This is a genomic window from Devosia honganensis, assembly GCF_042648785.1.
Taxonomy (GTDB): Bacteria; Pseudomonadota; Alphaproteobacteria; order Rhizobiales; family Devosiaceae; genus Devosia; species Devosia honganensis.
Genome location: NZ_JBHRYD010000007.1, coordinates 59,960 through 73,978, shown reverse-complemented (window position 1 = coordinate 73,978; position 14,019 = coordinate 59,960). Strand labels below are relative to the sequence as shown.

General features: G+C 65.9%; 17 protein-coding genes and 1 tRNA gene. 11 read left to right on the top strand and 7 right to left on the bottom strand.

The genetic code is table 11. The features are described from left to right. Positions 1-10 precede the first annotated feature (10 nt). The 3 genes from argC (at position 11) to ACFOOL_RS09275 (ending at position 2,310) form a co-directional block, all read left to right on the top strand. Positions 11-964 (top strand): N-acetyl-gamma-glutamyl-phosphate reductase, encoded by a 954-nt coding sequence (argC, locus tag ACFOOL_RS09285; RefSeq protein WP_380096682.1) that lies wholly within the window; start codon positions 11-13, stop codon positions 962-964. A 76-nt stretch (positions 965-1,040) separates the two neighbouring features. Continuing rightward, complete coding sequence (gene leuD / locus ACFOOL_RS09280; RefSeq protein WP_380096681.1) at positions 1,041-1,646, top strand: 3-isopropylmalate dehydratase small subunit; 606 nt, start codon at positions 1,041-1,043, stop codon at positions 1,644-1,646. 7 nt (positions 1,647-1,653) lie between these two features. Next, on the top strand, positions 1,654-2,310 hold the full coding sequence (locus ACFOOL_RS09275) for a CPBP family intramembrane glutamic endopeptidase (RefSeq protein ID WP_380096680.1): 657 nt from the start codon (positions 1,654-1,656) through the stop codon (positions 2,308-2,310). Here ACFOOL_RS09275 and ACFOOL_RS09270 read toward each other — a convergent pair. After that, complete coding sequence (locus ACFOOL_RS09270; protein WP_380096679.1) at positions 2,298-2,705, bottom strand: nucleoside diphosphate kinase regulator; 408 nt, start codon at positions 2,703-2,705, stop codon at positions 2,298-2,300. The two genes, ACFOOL_RS09275 and ACFOOL_RS09270, sit on opposite strands and share 13 nt — an antisense overlap. A gap of 157 nt (positions 2,706-2,862) precedes the next feature. Between ACFOOL_RS09270 and ACFOOL_RS09265 the strand changes: the two genes are divergently transcribed. Continuing rightward, the gene (locus ACFOOL_RS09265) at positions 2,863-4,128 is read left to right on the top strand and encodes a Glu/Leu/Phe/Val family dehydrogenase (protein ID WP_380096678.1); all 1,266 of its coding nucleotides are present in this window, start codon (positions 2,863-2,865) and stop codon (positions 4,126-4,128) included. A gap of 53 nt (positions 4,129-4,181) precedes the next feature. Here ACFOOL_RS09265 and ACFOOL_RS09260 read toward each other — a convergent pair whose 3' ends face one another. Further along, the gene (locus ACFOOL_RS09260) at positions 4,182-4,892 is read right to left on the bottom strand and encodes a PadR family transcriptional regulator (RefSeq protein ID WP_380096677.1); all 711 of its coding nucleotides are present in this window, start codon (positions 4,890-4,892) and stop codon (positions 4,182-4,184) included. Positions 4,893-5,059: 167 nt separating this feature from the next. Beyond that, a complete protein-coding gene (locus ACFOOL_RS09255) occupies positions 5,060-6,052 on the bottom strand; it encodes a complex I NDUFA9 subunit family protein (protein ID WP_380096676.1) in 993 nt (330 codons plus the stop codon). A 151-nt stretch (positions 6,053-6,203) separates the two neighbouring features. On the opposite strand from ACFOOL_RS09255, the gene ACFOOL_RS09250 reads away from it, so the two are divergent. Together ACFOOL_RS09250 and ACFOOL_RS09245 are read left to right on the top strand one after the other, a co-directional pair. Further along, entirely contained in the window at positions 6,204-6,566 is a 363-nt protein-coding gene (locus ACFOOL_RS09250) for a GFA family protein (protein WP_380096675.1), read from the top strand. Positions 6,567-6,622: 56 nt separating this feature from the next. Beyond that, positions 6,623-6,707: transfer RNA gene (locus ACFOOL_RS09245), tRNA-Leu, on the top strand. Positions 6,708-6,750: 43 nt separating this feature from the next. Here the strand turns inward: ACFOOL_RS09245 and lnt are convergent. Continuing rightward, entirely contained in the window at positions 6,751-8,367 is a 1,617-nt protein-coding gene (lnt, locus tag ACFOOL_RS09240) for an apolipoprotein N-acyltransferase (RefSeq protein ID WP_380096674.1), read from the bottom strand. A gap of 221 nt (positions 8,368-8,588) precedes the next feature. Here lnt and tsaB point away from each other — a divergent pair, with 221 nt between their 5' ends. From tsaB to ACFOOL_RS09215, 5 genes are all read left to right on the top strand, one after another. Further along, positions 8,589-9,200: a tRNA (adenosine(37)-N6)-threonylcarbamoyltransferase complex dimerization subunit type 1 TsaB gene (tsaB, locus tag ACFOOL_RS09235; RefSeq protein ID WP_380096673.1), complete on the top strand. Its 612-nt coding sequence runs from the start codon at positions 8,589-8,591 to the stop codon at positions 9,198-9,200. Next, complete coding sequence (gene rimI, locus ACFOOL_RS09230; RefSeq protein ID WP_380096672.1) at positions 9,197-9,676, top strand: ribosomal protein S18-alanine N-acetyltransferase; 480 nt, start codon at positions 9,197-9,199, stop codon at positions 9,674-9,676. The genes tsaB and rimI overlap by 4 nt, the downstream gene beginning before the upstream one ends. Before the next feature lie 90 nt (positions 9,677-9,766). Then, a complete protein-coding gene (locus ACFOOL_RS09225) occupies positions 9,767-10,168 on the top strand; it encodes a Fur family transcriptional regulator (RefSeq protein WP_380096926.1) in 402 nt (133 codons plus the stop codon). Further along, positions 10,165-10,965, top strand: a complete 801-nt coding sequence (locus ACFOOL_RS09220; RefSeq protein WP_380096671.1) for a lysophospholipid acyltransferase family protein — start codon at positions 10,165-10,167, stop codon at positions 10,963-10,965. The genes ACFOOL_RS09225 and ACFOOL_RS09220 overlap by 4 nt, the downstream gene beginning before the upstream one ends. A 96-nt stretch (positions 10,966-11,061) precedes the next feature. After that, the gene (locus tag ACFOOL_RS09215; RefSeq protein ID WP_380096670.1) at positions 11,062-11,214 is read left to right on the top strand and encodes a hypothetical protein; all 153 of its coding nucleotides are present in this window, start codon (positions 11,062-11,064) and stop codon (positions 11,212-11,214) included. Between the two features lie 6 nt (positions 11,215-11,220). Here the strand turns inward: ACFOOL_RS09215 and ACFOOL_RS09210 are convergent, their stop codons facing one another. The 3 genes from ACFOOL_RS09210 to trhO form a co-directional block, all read right to left on the bottom strand. Continuing rightward, positions 11,221-11,478, bottom strand: coding sequence for a hypothetical protein (locus tag ACFOOL_RS09210; RefSeq protein ID WP_380096669.1), 258 nt, complete (start codon positions 11,476-11,478; stop codon positions 11,221-11,223). 135 nt (positions 11,479-11,613) lie between these two features. Continuing rightward, entirely contained in the window at positions 11,614-12,921 is a 1,308-nt protein-coding gene (gene pncB, locus ACFOOL_RS09205; RefSeq protein ID WP_380096668.1) for a nicotinate phosphoribosyltransferase, read from the bottom strand. Positions 12,922-12,945: 24 nt separating this feature from the next. Beyond that, a complete protein-coding gene (gene trhO / locus ACFOOL_RS09200; protein WP_380096667.1) occupies positions 12,946-14,007 on the bottom strand; it encodes an oxygen-dependent tRNA uridine(34) hydroxylase TrhO in 1,062 nt (353 codons plus the stop codon). Between the last annotated feature and the right edge of the window lie 12 nt (positions 14,008-14,019).

Genomic DNA, 14,019 nt, shown 5'->3' with positions numbered 1-14,019 from the left:
GACGGAACCAATGGTCGCCAAAGTGTTCATCGACGGGGAAGCCGGCACTACGGGCCTCCAGATCCGCGAGCGCCTGGCCGGCAGGCGCGACCTCGAAATCCTCTCCATCGCCGCCGACAAGCGCAAGGACGAGGACGAGCGCAAGCGCCTGCTCAACGCCGCCGATATCGCCATTCTATGCCTGCCCGACGACGCGGCGCGCGAGAGCGTGCGGCTGATCGAGAACGGCACCACCAGGGTCATCGACGCCTCCACCGCCCACCGCACCGAAGAGGGCTGGGTCTACGGCTTTGCCGAAATGGAGGCGGGCCAGACCGAGGCCATCGCGGCGGCGCGCCATGTCACCAATCCGGGCTGCTGGCCGCAGGGGCTGATCGCCGCTCTCCGTCCGCTGGTCGCGGCCCGCCTGCTGCCGCAGGACTATCCCCTCACCTATCACGGCATTTCGGGCTATTCGGGCGGCGGGCGGCAGATGATCGAGGATTACGAACGGGCCGGCACGGCGGCCAGCCACTACATGCCCTATGCCCTCACCCTCGCCCACAAGCACCTGCCGGAGATGACGCTCTATGGCCGGCTCGGGCGGGCGCCGCTCTTCCTGCCGGTGGTGGGCGATTTCGCCCAGGGCATGAGCACCGCCATTCCGCTGCATCTGGACATGGTCGCCTCGATGCCGTCGGGCAAGGAACTGCACGCGGCGCTCGCCGATCATTTCGCCGCCATTCCCGGCGGCTTTGTGCGGGTCGCGCCCTACGAGCCAGAGCTGGGCAGGACCGCCACGCTCGACCCCGAAGCGCATAACGGCACCAATACGCTGACCCTGCACGTCTTCGCCAATGACGGAGCCGGCCAGGCAGTGATCTGCGCCGTCTACGACAATCTGGGCAAGGGCGCCTCGGGCGCGGCGGTGCAGAACCTGAATATCATGCTAGGCGTCGATCCGCGCGAAAGCCTGCTCGCCTGACGCTTTCGCCCGCTCCAGCCTTGACCGCAACGGCGCTTTTGCGCAAAGACCCTTGCCAATAGCGAGGTTTGCCCCAATGGAAAAATTCACCACCCTCACCGGTGTCGCGGCGCCCCTGCCGATCATCAATATCGACACCGACATGATCATCCCCAAGCAATATCTGAAGACCATCAAGCGCACCGGTCTGGGAACCGCGCTGTTCTCGGAGATGCGCTATAATGAGGACGGCTCGGAAAACGCCGAATTCGTGCTCAACCAGCCCGCCTATCGCGAGGCGAAGATCATCATCGCCGGCGACAATTTCGGCTGCGGCTCCTCGCGCGAGCATGCCCCCTGGGCGCTGGCCGATTTCGGCATTCGCTGCGTGATCTCCACCAGCTTCGCCGACATCTTCTATAATAACTGCTTCAAGAACGGCATCCTACCGCTGGTGGTGACGCCCGAGCAGCTCAAGCTTTTGCTGGACGATGCAGAGCGCGGCTCCAACGCCACGCTCACCATCGACCTGGAGAGCCAGACCATCAAGGGGCCTGATGGCGGCACGCTGCATTTCGACATCGACCCGGCGCGCAAGCACGTGCTGCTCGAAGGGCTCGACGACATCGCCGGCACGCTGAAATCCGATCCCGCCATTTCCGCCTTCGAAGGCAGGATGGCGTCCGACCGCCCCTGGCTCTGAACGGAGGATGACGCGGCGCCAGATCGCGCTTTGCCTCCACGCAATCCTGCTCGTGGGAGCGATGGCGCTTCTGGTGCCGGCCCTGACCGCCCGGGACTCCAGGGCGGGATTCCTCTTCTCGCTCACCGCCTATTGGCTGGGCTTCTGCCTGCCGGCAATCGGGCTTTACGCCCTGCCCGGCAATGACGGGCGGCTGCTATCCGAGCGGCTGGCCTGGCGCGACTGGTGGCTGCTGCCTCTGCTGCTGCTCCAGGTGCTGCTGGTGTCGCTGGTCACTTTCGTGCCCAATACCGCCATCCTGACCAGCGGCGGCATGTGGCTGGCCATGCTGATCGCCTGCATCAACGCGCCGCTGGAGGAGATCGCCTGGCGCGGCGGGTTCCTCTCCAGCTTCCGCGACCGTCCGGCGCTGGGCTTCTGGCTGGGCTGGGCGCTGTTCACCGCCTGGCACGTGCCGCTGGCGCTCAGTCATGGCGTGGTCTTCGACGGCGGCGCGGCGGCGCTGGTCGGAGGGACGGCGGCGCTAGGGCTGTTCTGGAGCTGGATCGCCTGGCGCACGGGCTCGGTGTTCTACGTATCCCTCGCGCACATGCTTACCAATGTGCTGGCCTTCTGGGTGTTATTCGACCGCAATCTGTTCGTATCGGGCGCCTACCAGCCGTAATCCAGCACGGTCAGCGTCCGCACCCGCTTCCCATCCACCCATTCGATCGCCGCGTCGCGGCGCATGCCGATCAGCGCCGCGCCCACCGGGCCCAGAATGGGTACATTGCCCCTTTCCCCGAAGGGACGGTCGGGATAGCTCAGCGTTCCCAGCCGCAGGCGCGGTTCGTTATCGAGCCGGAACAGCACTCGCTGGCCCATGGAGACGCCGGCCCGGTCCCAGGGATGGCAGATCGCGGCGCGGCGCAATTCGCGTTCGAGATAGGCCGACACGTCCGGCATGGCCTTATGGGCACGTTCCGCCAGCAGCATGACGCGGTGATAATCGTCCGATTTGACCACAATATCCGGCAGCGTCGCGGACAATAGCACGGCGTGACCTCGAATGGCGCTCATCGCCGATATGTCGACGCCTCGCCGCGCCCCGTCAATGACCGGGGTAGAATATTTCGCCGCTATATGTGTCAGGATTATTGACCTAACGCGGTGCCCGTGGCAGTACAGGCCCCATTTTTATGCGTCCCCGCATAACTCCCGTCCATGAGGGTCAACCATGTCCGACGATACCCTGCTCGACCGCGCGCTCATCCGCCTGGAAGAAGCCGCCAATCATCTCCAGATCGATGCGGACGTGACCGAGAAACTCAAATATCCGCGCGAGACCACCAAGACGCGCCTGACCATCCGCATGGACGACGGGTCGCGCAAATCCTTCCTGGCCTGGCGCTGCCGCTATGACGATACGCGCGGCCCCACCAAGGGCGGCATCCGCTTCCATCCCGAGTCCAATATCGAGGAAGTGGAGACGCTGGCCTTCTGGATGACCTTCAAATGCGCCGTGATGAACCTGCCCTATGGCGGGGGCAAGGGCGCGATCCGCGTCGATCCGCACAAGCTGTCCCGGGCCGAGCTGGAGCGCCTGTCGCGCGCCTATGTGCAGGCCTTCGCCAATATCATCGGCCCGGACCGCGACATCCCCGCGCCCGACGTCTACACCAATGCCATGATCATGGGCTGGATGGCCGACGAATATAACCAGATCACCGGCCAGGTCTCCCCCGCCGTCATCACCGGCAAGCCCATCGCGCTGGGCGGCTCGCTGGGACGCACCGACGCCACCGCGCGCGGCGGCTTCTATCTCGTGCGGCATCTGGCGTCCGAACTGGGCCTCGACAAGGACCATTCCGTCGCCATCCAGGGTTTCGGCAATGCCGGCCAGTTCTATGCTCGCCTCAGCGCCGCCGACCGCAACACGGTGGTGGCGGTCTCCGATTCGGCTGGCGCCATCTACCGGCCGGGCGGGCTCGACGTCGAAAAGCTGATCGCGGGCAAGAATTCCGGCTGCCACGTGGCCGACATGGCCTCGGAGCTGGGCGCCACGGTCATCGCGCCGGACGAATTGCTGGCGGTGGAGGCCGATCTGCTGGTGCCGGCGGCGCTCGAAGACATGATCACGCGGCACAATGCCGACGCCATCAAGGCCAAAGTGGTACTCGAATTGGCCAATGGCCCGATCACGCCGGAGGCCGACACGGTCCTCAACGGCAAGGGCGTCATCGTCCTACCCGACATCCTGGCCAATGCGGGGGGTGTCACCGTCTCCTATTTCGAATGGGTGCAGAACCGGCAGGGCTATTACTGGGACCTCGAGGAGATACACGCCCGCCTGCTCAAGATCGTCGAGCGCGAGGGCCGCGCCATCTGGGACATCGCCTGCAAACGCGACGTTTCGGTGCGTTCCGCCGCCTATATCCACGCCCTGGGACGCCTCGCTACCGCCATCGAGGCGCACGGCACCCAATCCTTCTTCGCCGGCTGACGCCGGCTCCCCGCTCCCTCCCCCATGCAGAAGAGGGAGCGGGGATGAAATCCTTACAGATCCACCTCGTCATCGCCGAGGCCATCGACCTCGGCGGCGGCGCGGCGCAGGATGTCGGCCGCCCGGCGCTGCTGCTCCTCACTGCCGCGGCGGGCCTTTTTGAGCGCGGCCTTGAGGGCCTTGCGGGAGGCTTCAAGCTCGGGCAGGGCATCGTGCATGGGCCGGTCGTCAGGGCGCGGACGCTCGCCCCAATGGGGCGGGACGTTGCCGTCCTCGGGCCGGCCTTCGCCGCCGAAGGGCCAGTCGGCCCGCACGAATTCGCGGAACCGGTTCATCTGCTCGCCAGTGCGGGCGAGGAAATCCAGCGTCGATTCGATCGCCTCGCGGTTCTCGCTGAGATGGGTCCGCCCCTCCGCGGTGATGGTGTAGAGATTCTTGTTGCCGTCCGCCGCCGAGGTGACGAAACCGGCTTCCTCCAGATAGGTCAGCGCCGGATAGACCACGCCGGGGCTGGGGGAATAGACGCCATTGGAGCGCTCCTCCACCGCCTTGATCAGATCGTAGCCGTGGCGCGGCTGCTGCTCGATAAGATAGAGCGCCACCAGCCGCAGGTCGCCCGAGGCCAGCATCCGCCCGATGCGGAAATTGCCCCCGACCTGCCCAAATTCGTCGTCCGCCATCCGCTGCATCCGGCCCCAGCCGCGCCGCGCCATCGCCTCGAGGCGCCGCCAGTTGGGTTCGCCGTTCTTCCAATAGGAACTCATGATCGTATCTCCAGATATATCTTGAAAAGCCCTATTGCCGCAGATCGGGGCGTTTCGAGCCGGTTTCAAGATATATCGCGGACTATTTTGCCGATCGCCCGGACGTGCAGACGACAACGCCCCGGAGGGAGCCTCCGGGGCGTAAGCAACCAAGGAATGGGAAGGGATCAGGCGGCGACGCCGTCGCCGGCGCCGTTTTCCCGGTCAAACTGCCCGTTGCGGCGGAAGCGCCACATATAGGTGGGCAGGATGCTGTCCATGCCGGTGGGGACGATGCCGAAACCGGCCAGCGTCCGCTTCTCCTTAATGGCGGCGTCCGATACCACGTTGTCGACGCCCAGAAGCGCCACCTGGTCGGCGGTGATGAGTGGCTTGAACGGCAGCAGGCCCAGCAGCGCGGCCCCGAACCGGGCCAGCCCCGGCGGCACCGGCAGTAGCGGCCGGTTGCGTCCGGCCTCGCGCAGGATGCGCCGCAGTAGGTCCCTGTGCGTCTCGACGTCCGGGCCGCCCAGCTCGTAGACGCGGCCGGGCTTGACCTCGCCCTCGGCGGCCTTGAGCAGCGCCTCGGCGACGTCGCCCACATAGACGGGCTGGAAACGCGTCCCTGCATGGATCAGCGGCATTACCGGCAGCAGCCGCGCCAGCGTGCCCATCAGATTGAAGAAGCCGTCGTCCTGCCCGAACATGATCGATGGCCGGATGATGACGGCCTGCGGATAGGCGTCCAGCACCGCCGCTTCCCCGTCCAGCTTGGAGCGCGCATAGGCGCTGACCTCGGCGGCGGCGTCGACACCCAGTGCCGACATCTGCACCAGCGACCCGGCACCTGCCGCCGCCGCGGCGCGGGCGATAGCGGCGGCGCCATCGACATGCACGGCTGCGAAACGCTGCTTGCCGCGCTCGAAGCCGATGCCCACCAGGTTGATGACGATATCCGCCCCGGCAACGGCCCGCCGGATCGAATTTTCGTTGCGCAGATTGGCCTGCACGGGGACCACCTGTCCCACGCCGCCGAACATGCGCACCGTACCGGCCAGGTCCGGGCGACGCACCGCGACGCGGATGCGATAGCCGCGCCGCGCCAGCAATTGCACCAGCTGCGTGCCGACGAATCCCGACCCGCCGAACACGGTGACGAGCTTGGGCGCATTACGATCCATTTGAGGGCTCCCGGACACGCAGAAGAATTGAGACCGCTTCTAGCCCACGGGCTGCGCCTCTGTCGAGCCTCCGGCACATCCCCCAGCGCGGAAACGGGTTGACTCGCCGGGAAAATACGTTCTTTTTTTGTTCCAGCAAAGGAGCCAGACTATGACTGAAATGCGCGAATATCAGGGCCAGTGCCATTGCGGCGCCGTCCGCTTCACCGCCCGCACCGGGCTTGCTTCCATGGGGGACTGCAATTGCTCGCGCTGCCGGCGCCTTGGATGGGTCATGCAATCGATGCCCGCAGAGGATTTCCGGCTGCTCGCGGGCGAGGACAATCTGACGCTCTATCGCTTCAACACGGAAAAGATCGACCATCTGTTCTGCCGCACCTGCGGCATCGAGTCCTTCGCCCGTGGCAGCGACGGGCAAGGCAATCGGATGGTGATGGTCAATGTGGGATGCCTGGAGGACGCGCCGGCGGTAGATCGCAATGCGATCCGGCACTGGGACGGCGCTAAGTTCTGAAAGCGGCCACAAGCGCATTGACAATGCCCGGCCGCCGCCCTAGTTACTCGCCCGTCGCCCAGATGGCGGAATTGGTAGACGCGCACGGTTCAGGTCCGTGTGCCGCGAGGCGTGGAAGTTCGAGTCTTCTTCTGGGCACCAGTTTCGGAAAACGCCGGCCGCGAGAAATCGCGGCCGGCGTTTTCTATTCGGGCAGGCTGCGGCGGGGACGGCGCGCGGCGACCAGGCCGATCAGCATGCCGGCGGCGACGGCGATGAGGAAGGGCCAATGCCGCACTCGGGCGAAGACCGTGCCTTCCAACTTCTGATGCGGCCGTACGTCGAGCGCCGCCATCTGCCCCCTGACCAGTTGGCCGCTGATTCGCCCCAGCGGATCGGTGGCGAAGGTGAGGCCCGTATTGGCGGCGCGGACCAGGCTCATCCCTTCCTCCACCGCCCGGATGCGCGCGTGATGGGCATGCTGCTCGGGACCGATAGAAGCGTCAAACCAGGCGTCATTGGTCAGGTTGAGCAGGAACTGGGCCTGCCCGGTATCGCCCAGATCGCCTGAAAAGATGATCTCGTAGCACACCAGTACCAGCGGCGCCGGCGCGCCGGGCAAGTTCATCAGCCGCCGCCGCGCATCGCCCGCCGACCAGCCCTCGGCGCCGGGCACGAACTGGGTGATGCCCAGCCGGGCGAAAGTACCGGCAAAGGGCAGATATTCCCCGAACGGCACCAGATGCGCCTTGTCGTAGCTGGCTACCACCTCGCCGCCGCTGTCGATGGCGAGCACGGAATTATAGGGCGGGGCCGACGATCCGGAGGCATCGAGTCCATAGGGCCGGCGCGGCACCCCCGCCAGCAGCGTCGCGCCCTCGGGCAGCAACCGGGCGATCCGCGCCAGCGCCTCGGGATAGGTCTCGAGGAAAAACGGCAGACTCGATTCGGGCCAGACCAGATGAGTGATGTCCGCCAGCCCCTGGTCCTGCGGGTCCATGCGCATATCCGAGAGCATGACCAGACGGTCGACCAGCGCCACCGGATCGACATTGCCGAAATCGGCGTGCTCATGGACCAGCGGCTGCACCAGCCGCAGCGCCATGTCCTGCCGCTCGGTGGCGATAGTGCCCGCAAGCCGGTTCCAGCCATAGCCCAGTTGGGCGGCGATCACCGCCAGAGCGAGAAAGAGTGGCGCCAGCCGACGGCTGAGAGGCCGGCCATCGGCGGGCCAGATCAGGGCGGGCGTCATGGCCAGCAGCGGAGCGAGGAAGGTAAGCCCGTAAACGCCGATCACCGAGGCGAGCTGCATCATCTCGTCCGTGCCGGTCAGGCTGTAGCCCAGAAGATCGAAGGGAAAGCCGGTAAACAGATGCCCGCGTGCGAATTCTGCCGCCGCCAGCCAGGCCGAGAGCGTGACGATGCGGGTCCAGCCATGGCTCCAGGTGAGATGGGCCAGGGCGCTGGCCAGCCCCCAGAACAGCGCGATGAGCGCGGCAAGGCCGAGAATGGCGGGCGGCATGGCGGCGAGCACCCAGCCGCCATCGACGAAGAAGGCGGCGCCCAGCCAGTGGAAGGCAATGAGGAAATAGCCGAGGCCGAAACCGAAGCCGATGGTGAAGGCCGGCCCGAACAGGCGCCGCCAGCCCCGGCCCCGTTCGGCGCCATCCAGCGCCCAGACCCAGACCGGCATGGCCAGGAACAGCGCCGGCAGCAGGAAAAACGGCGGCACCGACAGCCCGGCCACGACGCCCGCGACGACAAGCAACAGGAAACGGCGCCAGCCATGGCTCAGCATGGCGGTTTCGGCCAGCCAGGTCATCTGCTGCGTTTGGGCGAATCAGCAAGCATGCGCGCAAGGTGGTCGCCCCCGACAGGGGCGTCAAGACGATGGTTTTGCATGGACTTGCGCCAAGGGCGGCGATAGGAGTGCGGCGAAGCGCCCGGCACGCCTTACCCGTTTCGGTGCATCGATGATCGCCATGCCCCCTTCTTCTTGGAGGAAGAAGGGGCCCGAAGGGCGAATGAGGGGTAATCTGCTCCATGACGCAAACACCGACCCTTGCCATCGACACCGCCGCCCCGCGCCTGCAACTGGCGCTGGCCCTGCCCGATGGGCGGGTCGATGTGCTGGTGGAGGATATCGCCAGGGGCCACGCGGAAATTCTCTTCGAGCGCATCGCGGCGCTGCTGGCGCGCAACGGGCTGGACTATGCGGCGATCGGGCGCGTCGCCGTCACCACCGGGCCGGGCTCGTTTACCGGGCTACGGATCGGGCTTTCGGCGGCACGGGGGCTGGGGCTGGCGCGCAATGTGCCGGTGCTGGGCGTGCCGAGCCTGTTTGCCATTGCGCTTTCGGCGAAGGCCGGTCCCGTTGCCGTATTGCTCGACGCGCGCCGGGACGAGGCCTATTTCGAGATCTTCCCCGGGCCTGGCATCAGAGGAGATGGACCGCGCCTCCTGCCCATGGTGGCGGCCCGCTCGGAAATCCCCGAGGACGTTGCGATCATTACCTCGCCCTTTGTCGACATCGCGGCGCTGGCGCGCTTCGCCGCCGATGCCAACCAGGCGGACTTTCCGCCCCGCGCCACCTATGTGCGCGACGCCGACGCCAAGCCGCAGGACGCGGCCCGCATACCGAGGCGCCTGCCATGATGAAATTGTGGATGGCGCCGGGAGGGCTCCATATCGAGCCGGCCGAGACCGGTGACGCGCCCGAGTTGGCGCGCATCCACGCCCAGAGCTTTTATCGCGGCTGGCCGGCCCACGAATTCGCCGGCTTGCTCGGCGATGCCGCGACGCCGGCCTATATCGCCTGCGACGCGCGGCGGCGCATCGCCGGCTTCGCGCTCATCCGCATCGCCGCCGACGAGGCGGAACTGCTCACCATCGCCGTGGACCCCCGCTGGCGGGGCCGGGGCGTGGGTCGCGCGCTGATGGAGGCGGTCTTTGCCGATCTCATGCTGTCTCCGGCCAGGCGCATGTTCCTCGAGGTCGACGAACACAACCAGGCGGCGATCCGGCTTTACGAAAAACTGGGCTTCGCCACCATTTCGCAGCGACGAGGCTATTATAGCAGGCCCGACGGCGAAGCCGCCACCGCGCTTGTCATGGCGCGCGATCTTGGCTAACCCCATCACATCCGGAACCCGGCAGGGAGCGATGGCGTGAACAGCAAACCTTCCGATCCCACGCTGGAAGAGGCGTGCGTCGCGCGCGGCATGCGCATGACCGATCAGCGCCGCACCATCGCCCGCGTCATCGAGGACAGCACCGACCATCCCGATGTGGAGGAGTTGCATCGCCGCGCCGCGGCCCTCGACCAGCGCATTTCCCTCTCGACGGTCTATCGCACGGTCAATCTGTTCGAGGAGGCAGGGCTGGTCACCAAGCACGATTTCAAGGATGGCCGCGCCCGCTTCGAGCTGATTCCGGACGAACATCACGACCATCTCATCGACATCCGCAGCGGGCGGGTCATCGAATTCCGCAACGAGGAAATCGAGGCCATCCAGGAAGTGATCGCCAAGCGGCTCGGCTACCGGCTGGTCGATCACCGGCTCGAGCTCTATGCCGTGCCGCTGGCGGACGCAAAGACAGCACGGGACCCATCCGAGCAATGATCTTCAGGATCGTCTTCTTCCTGTTCGTCTTCGTGCCCTTCCTGATCGTGGTGATCCCGCTCCAGGCAATTGTCCTCGCCCTGCGCCTGCCGTTCTGGAACCTGCTGCCGCGGCTCTTCCACCGCATCGGCTGCACATTTCTGGGCCTGCGCGTCACCACCATCGGCGAACCCTTCACCGGCCGGCCCACCTTGCTGGTTTCCAACCACATCTCGTGGACCGATATCGTCGCCATCGGCTCGGTGGCCGACGTCACCTTCGTCGCCAAGCGTGAAGTGAGCGAATGGTTCTTCGTGGGCATGATGGCCAATCTCCAGCGCACCATCTATGTCGACCGCACCCGCCGCTCCGATGCCGGCCGCACCGCACAGGCCATGGGGCGGCACATGGCCGGGGGCAATGCGGTGCTGCTGTTCGCGGAGGGCCAGAGCGATATCGGCACCCACGTCCTGCCGTTCCGTTCGGCGCTGATCGGGGCAGCCCAGCATGCCATGATCGAGGCCGGCGCCAGCGACGTGCTGATCCAGCCTCTCACCATCGCCTATACCAAATTGCAGGGCCTGCCCGTCAGCCGCAACGAGCGTTCGCTGATCGCCTGGATCAAGTCCAAATCGGTGGGGCAGAACATCCGCGAGATTTTGGCCGGCCCGGTCAAGGACGTAACCGTCGCCTTCGGCACTCCTCTCGCCCTCAACGAGGGCGACAACCGCAAACAAGTCACCCGGGCAGCCGAGCAGCAGGTGCGCGCCATGCTGGTAGCGCTCAATCGCGGCGGTGCCCTGCCGAAGCCGGAATAGAACGGCGCGGCCGTTAAGGCTAATGGCGGAAGGGGCTTCGGGATTAACGAAGCGTTAGCTATAAAGGCCCGCTTTAGACAATACGGGGAGGCCGCGATGGCCTGGCAGGTCCTGGCAATCTGGATCATCGTTGCGGCGAGCCTGGTCTGGTTCATGCGCGACGAGCGCCGGCGGCGTCTTGCGATGCTGGAGCGGCGGGCGCGCCATTTCGCCACCGCCCCGGCCTTCCGGCACCGCTCCCGCGGCTGAGCCGGGTCAGCCTCCGGGCAGGACCATATGCTGCTTGAGCCGGCCGACGATGTCTGCCGCCTTCACCATCAGGCCCAGTTCGATGTCCTCCTCGCTCATGCCCTCGCGCAGGTCCAGCCAGACGGGCACCATGATTTCGTGGCGGATTTCCTTCCCGCCGATGGTTTCGGTGAGGACGGCGCGGACCTTGCCGGTGACGCGCTGGGGAAGAATGGGATGGTTCTGGCGTTCGGCCAGCGCGATATCGATCAGTTCAAGACTCATTTCCGGCTCCGCGGAGCCCCCGCCGGCCAAACTGGCGGACGATGGTTCACGCGGCATTAACGCAGGCTGGCTCCGCCCGGTTCTCCACAGGACGGACCGCATCAGCCAATGGTGTAAATTTACATCGGTTCGCGCTCAGACCCGGACGGCGTATTCCACCCGACCCGCATCACCGAAGACCCGCAGATAACGCGCAATTTCCGCACTGTCACCCGTCGCCTTGGCCGGATTGTCCGAAAGCTTGACGGCGGGACGTCCATTGGCCTCGCTCACCTTGGCGACGATGGAGATGGGCCTCAGGCCCGGATTGGGCTCGGGGGCACAGTCCTCGAAATCATTGGTCAGGTTGGTGCCCCAGCCGAAGCTCATGCGCACCCTGCCGTCGAAATGCAGATAGGCCTCCTCGATCATGTCGACATCGAGCCCGTCCGAGAAGATGAGGAGCTTCTCCCTGGGGTCGCGCCCACGGGAACGCCAGAAATCGATGATCTTCTCGCCCCCTTCGATGGCCGGGGCACTATCGGGCCGGAAGCCGGTCCAATCGGCCACCCAGTCGGGAGCGTCGCGCAGGAAGGCATCGGTGCCGAAGGCGTCCGGCAGCACGATGAGCAGATTGCCCCCGTAATAGCTCTTCCAGTCCTGCAGCACCCGGTAGGGCGCCTCGCGCAGTTCCTCATCCGAACGCGCCAGCGCCGCCAGCACCATGGGCAGCTCGTGGGCGTTGGTGCCCAGCGCCTCCAGATCGGTGTCCATGGCCAGCTTGACATTGGAGGTGCCGGTGAAGTTCTCTCCGATCCCTTCCTTGAGTGCCTCCACGCACCAGCGCTGCCAGAGGAAGGAATGGCGCCGGCGCGTGCCGAAATCGGAAATCTTGAGGTCGGGGAGCCGGGCCAGCCGTTCCACCTTCTCCCACATGCGCGCCTTGGCCCTGGCATAGAGCACGTCGAGCGTGAAGGGGCCGTAATGCTTCATCGCCGCGCGGCTGCGCAATTCGTTGATGATGGCCAGCGCCGGGATCTCCCACATCGTGGTTTCCACCCAGCGGCCGGGAAATTCGAGCACAAACTGTCCATCGCGCTGTTCCAGCCGGTATTCGGGGAGCCGGAAATTTTCCAGCCAGCGCAGAAAGCCCGGCTGAAAGATCTGCCGCGAGCCGTAGAAGGTGTTGCCAGCCAGCCAGATCATCTCTTTTTTCGAGAAGCGCAGCGTCCGGCAATGGTCGAGCTGGGCCCGCAATTCCTCGATGTCGATCTCGTCGGCCAGCCGCACCGAACTGGTCCGGTTGATCAGCGAGAAGGTGGCGTCGATCCTGGGATAGAGCCCCCACACCATCTGCAGCATGAGCAGCTTGTAGAAGTCGGTGTCGAGCAAGCTCCGCACGATCGGATCGAGCTTGAAAGTGTGGTTGTAGACCCGGCGGGCGATGTCGGTATAGGTGGCCATGTCCGTCCCCTTGCGCCCGGCCTTCTAACCCGCCGCTTCCCCCTTGAAAAGGCGGGAGGCGAGGCGGCGCGACCGTTCGGCTCGCAGGGCCTTGCGCCGCCGGCCCCGTTCCGCCTCCAGCGCCGCCGCATCGCCCAGATGCGCGCCGCCCCGCTCCCTCGCCAGTGTCATCTGCCGCTGCCGCTCGGCCGCAGCATGGCTCTTGGCCGCGTCATGGGCGCAGTGGGAACAGGAAACGCCCTCGGCAAAATCGGCATGGCTGCGATCGGCTTCGGTCAGCGGATGGCGGCAGGCGCGGCAGAGCGTCGCCGTGCCGGGCTCCAGCCCATGGATGACCGAGACGCGCTCGTCGAAGACGAAGCACTCCCCCTCAAAGCGACTCTGCCCGGGCGGGATCACTTCGAGATATTTGAGGATGCCGCCCTTGAGATGGAACACTTCCTCGAAGCCCTGGCTCAGAAGATAGCTCGAGGCCTTCTCGCACCGTATGCCGCCGGTGCAGAACATGGCGATCTTCCTGTCGCGCCCGGGATCGAGATGGCGCGCCACGTAATTCTTGAAGTCGACGAAGCTGGACGTCGAAGGATCGAGGGCGCGCCGGAAGGTGCCCAGCCCCACCTCGTAATCGTTGCGGGTATCGACCAGCACCACGTCGTTGCGCGAGATCAGCGCGTTCCAGTCCTGCGGCTCCACATAGGTGCCGACGCGCTGCGAGGGATCGGCCTCGGGCGCGCGCAAGGTGACGATCTCGGGCTTGAGGCGCACCTTCATCCGCAGGAACGGCGCCGTCGCGGCGGAGGAATATTTCACCTCCGCGCCCGCAAGGCGGGTGCCGAAGGGACCGGTAGCGAAAAGATGGTCGGCAAGGGCGTCGATGGCGGCGGGAGCGCCGGCGACGGTGCCGTTGACGCCTTCGGGCGCGAGGATCAGCGTGCCCTTGATCCCCCGCTCCCGGCAGAAGGCGCCGAGCGGCGCAACCAGGCTTTCCGCATCGGGCAGGGCGGCGAATTTGTACAGCGCCATCACCTTGTACGGATGCTGGGCTTGCGGCACACTGGCGGTCGATCTGGAACGTGGCGTGGTCATCGCGCCGCTCAT

Coding starts and splice junctions, on each gene's coding strand:
- ACFOOL_RS09225 (WP_380096926.1), top strand. CDS start 9,767: ATGCGCATGACCGATCAGCGCCGCACCATCGCCCGCGTCATCGAGGAC.
- leuD (WP_380096681.1), top strand. CDS start 1,041: ATGGAAAAATTCACCACCCTCACCGGTGTCGCGGCGCCCCTGCCGATC.
- lnt (WP_380096674.1), bottom strand. CDS start 8,367: ATGACCTGGCTGGCCGAAACCGCCATGCTGAGCCATGGCTGGCGCCGT.
- rimI (WP_380096672.1), top strand. CDS start 9,197: ATGATGAAATTGTGGATGGCGCCGGGAGGGCTCCATATCGAGCCGGCC.
- ACFOOL_RS09270 (WP_380096679.1), bottom strand. CDS start 2,705: ATGAGCGCCATTCGAGGTCACGCCGTGCTATTGTCCGCGACGCTGCCG.
- trhO (WP_380096667.1), bottom strand. CDS start 14,007: ATGACCACGCCACGTTCCAGATCGACCGCCAGTGTGCCGCAAGCCCAG.
- tsaB (WP_380096673.1), top strand. CDS start 8,589: ATGACGCAAACACCGACCCTTGCCATCGACACCGCCGCCCCGCGCCTG.
- ACFOOL_RS09275 (WP_380096680.1), top strand. CDS start 1,654: ATGACGCGGCGCCAGATCGCGCTTTGCCTCCACGCAATCCTGCTCGTG.
- ACFOOL_RS09265 (WP_380096678.1), top strand. CDS start 2,863: ATGTCCGACGATACCCTGCTCGACCGCGCGCTCATCCGCCTGGAAGAA.
- ACFOOL_RS09215 (WP_380096670.1), top strand. CDS start 11,062: ATGGCCTGGCAGGTCCTGGCAATCTGGATCATCGTTGCGGCGAGCCTG.
- ACFOOL_RS09255 (WP_380096676.1), bottom strand. CDS start 6,052: ATGGATCGTAATGCGCCCAAGCTCGTCACCGTGTTCGGCGGGTCGGGA.
- ACFOOL_RS09250 (WP_380096675.1), top strand. CDS start 6,204: ATGACTGAAATGCGCGAATATCAGGGCCAGTGCCATTGCGGCGCCGTC.
- ACFOOL_RS09220 (WP_380096671.1), top strand. CDS start 10,165: ATGATCTTCAGGATCGTCTTCTTCCTGTTCGTCTTCGTGCCCTTCCTG.
- pncB (WP_380096668.1), bottom strand. CDS start 12,921: ATGGCCACCTATACCGACATCGCCCGCCGGGTCTACAACCACACTTTC.
- ACFOOL_RS09210 (WP_380096669.1), bottom strand. CDS start 11,478: ATGAGTCTTGAACTGATCGATATCGCGCTGGCCGAACGCCAGAACCAT.
- ACFOOL_RS09260 (WP_380096677.1), bottom strand. CDS start 4,892: ATGAGTTCCTATTGGAAGAACGGCGAACCCAACTGGCGGCGCCTCGAG.
- argC (WP_380096682.1), top strand. CDS start 11: ATGGTCGCCAAAGTGTTCATCGACGGGGAAGCCGGCACTACGGGCCTC.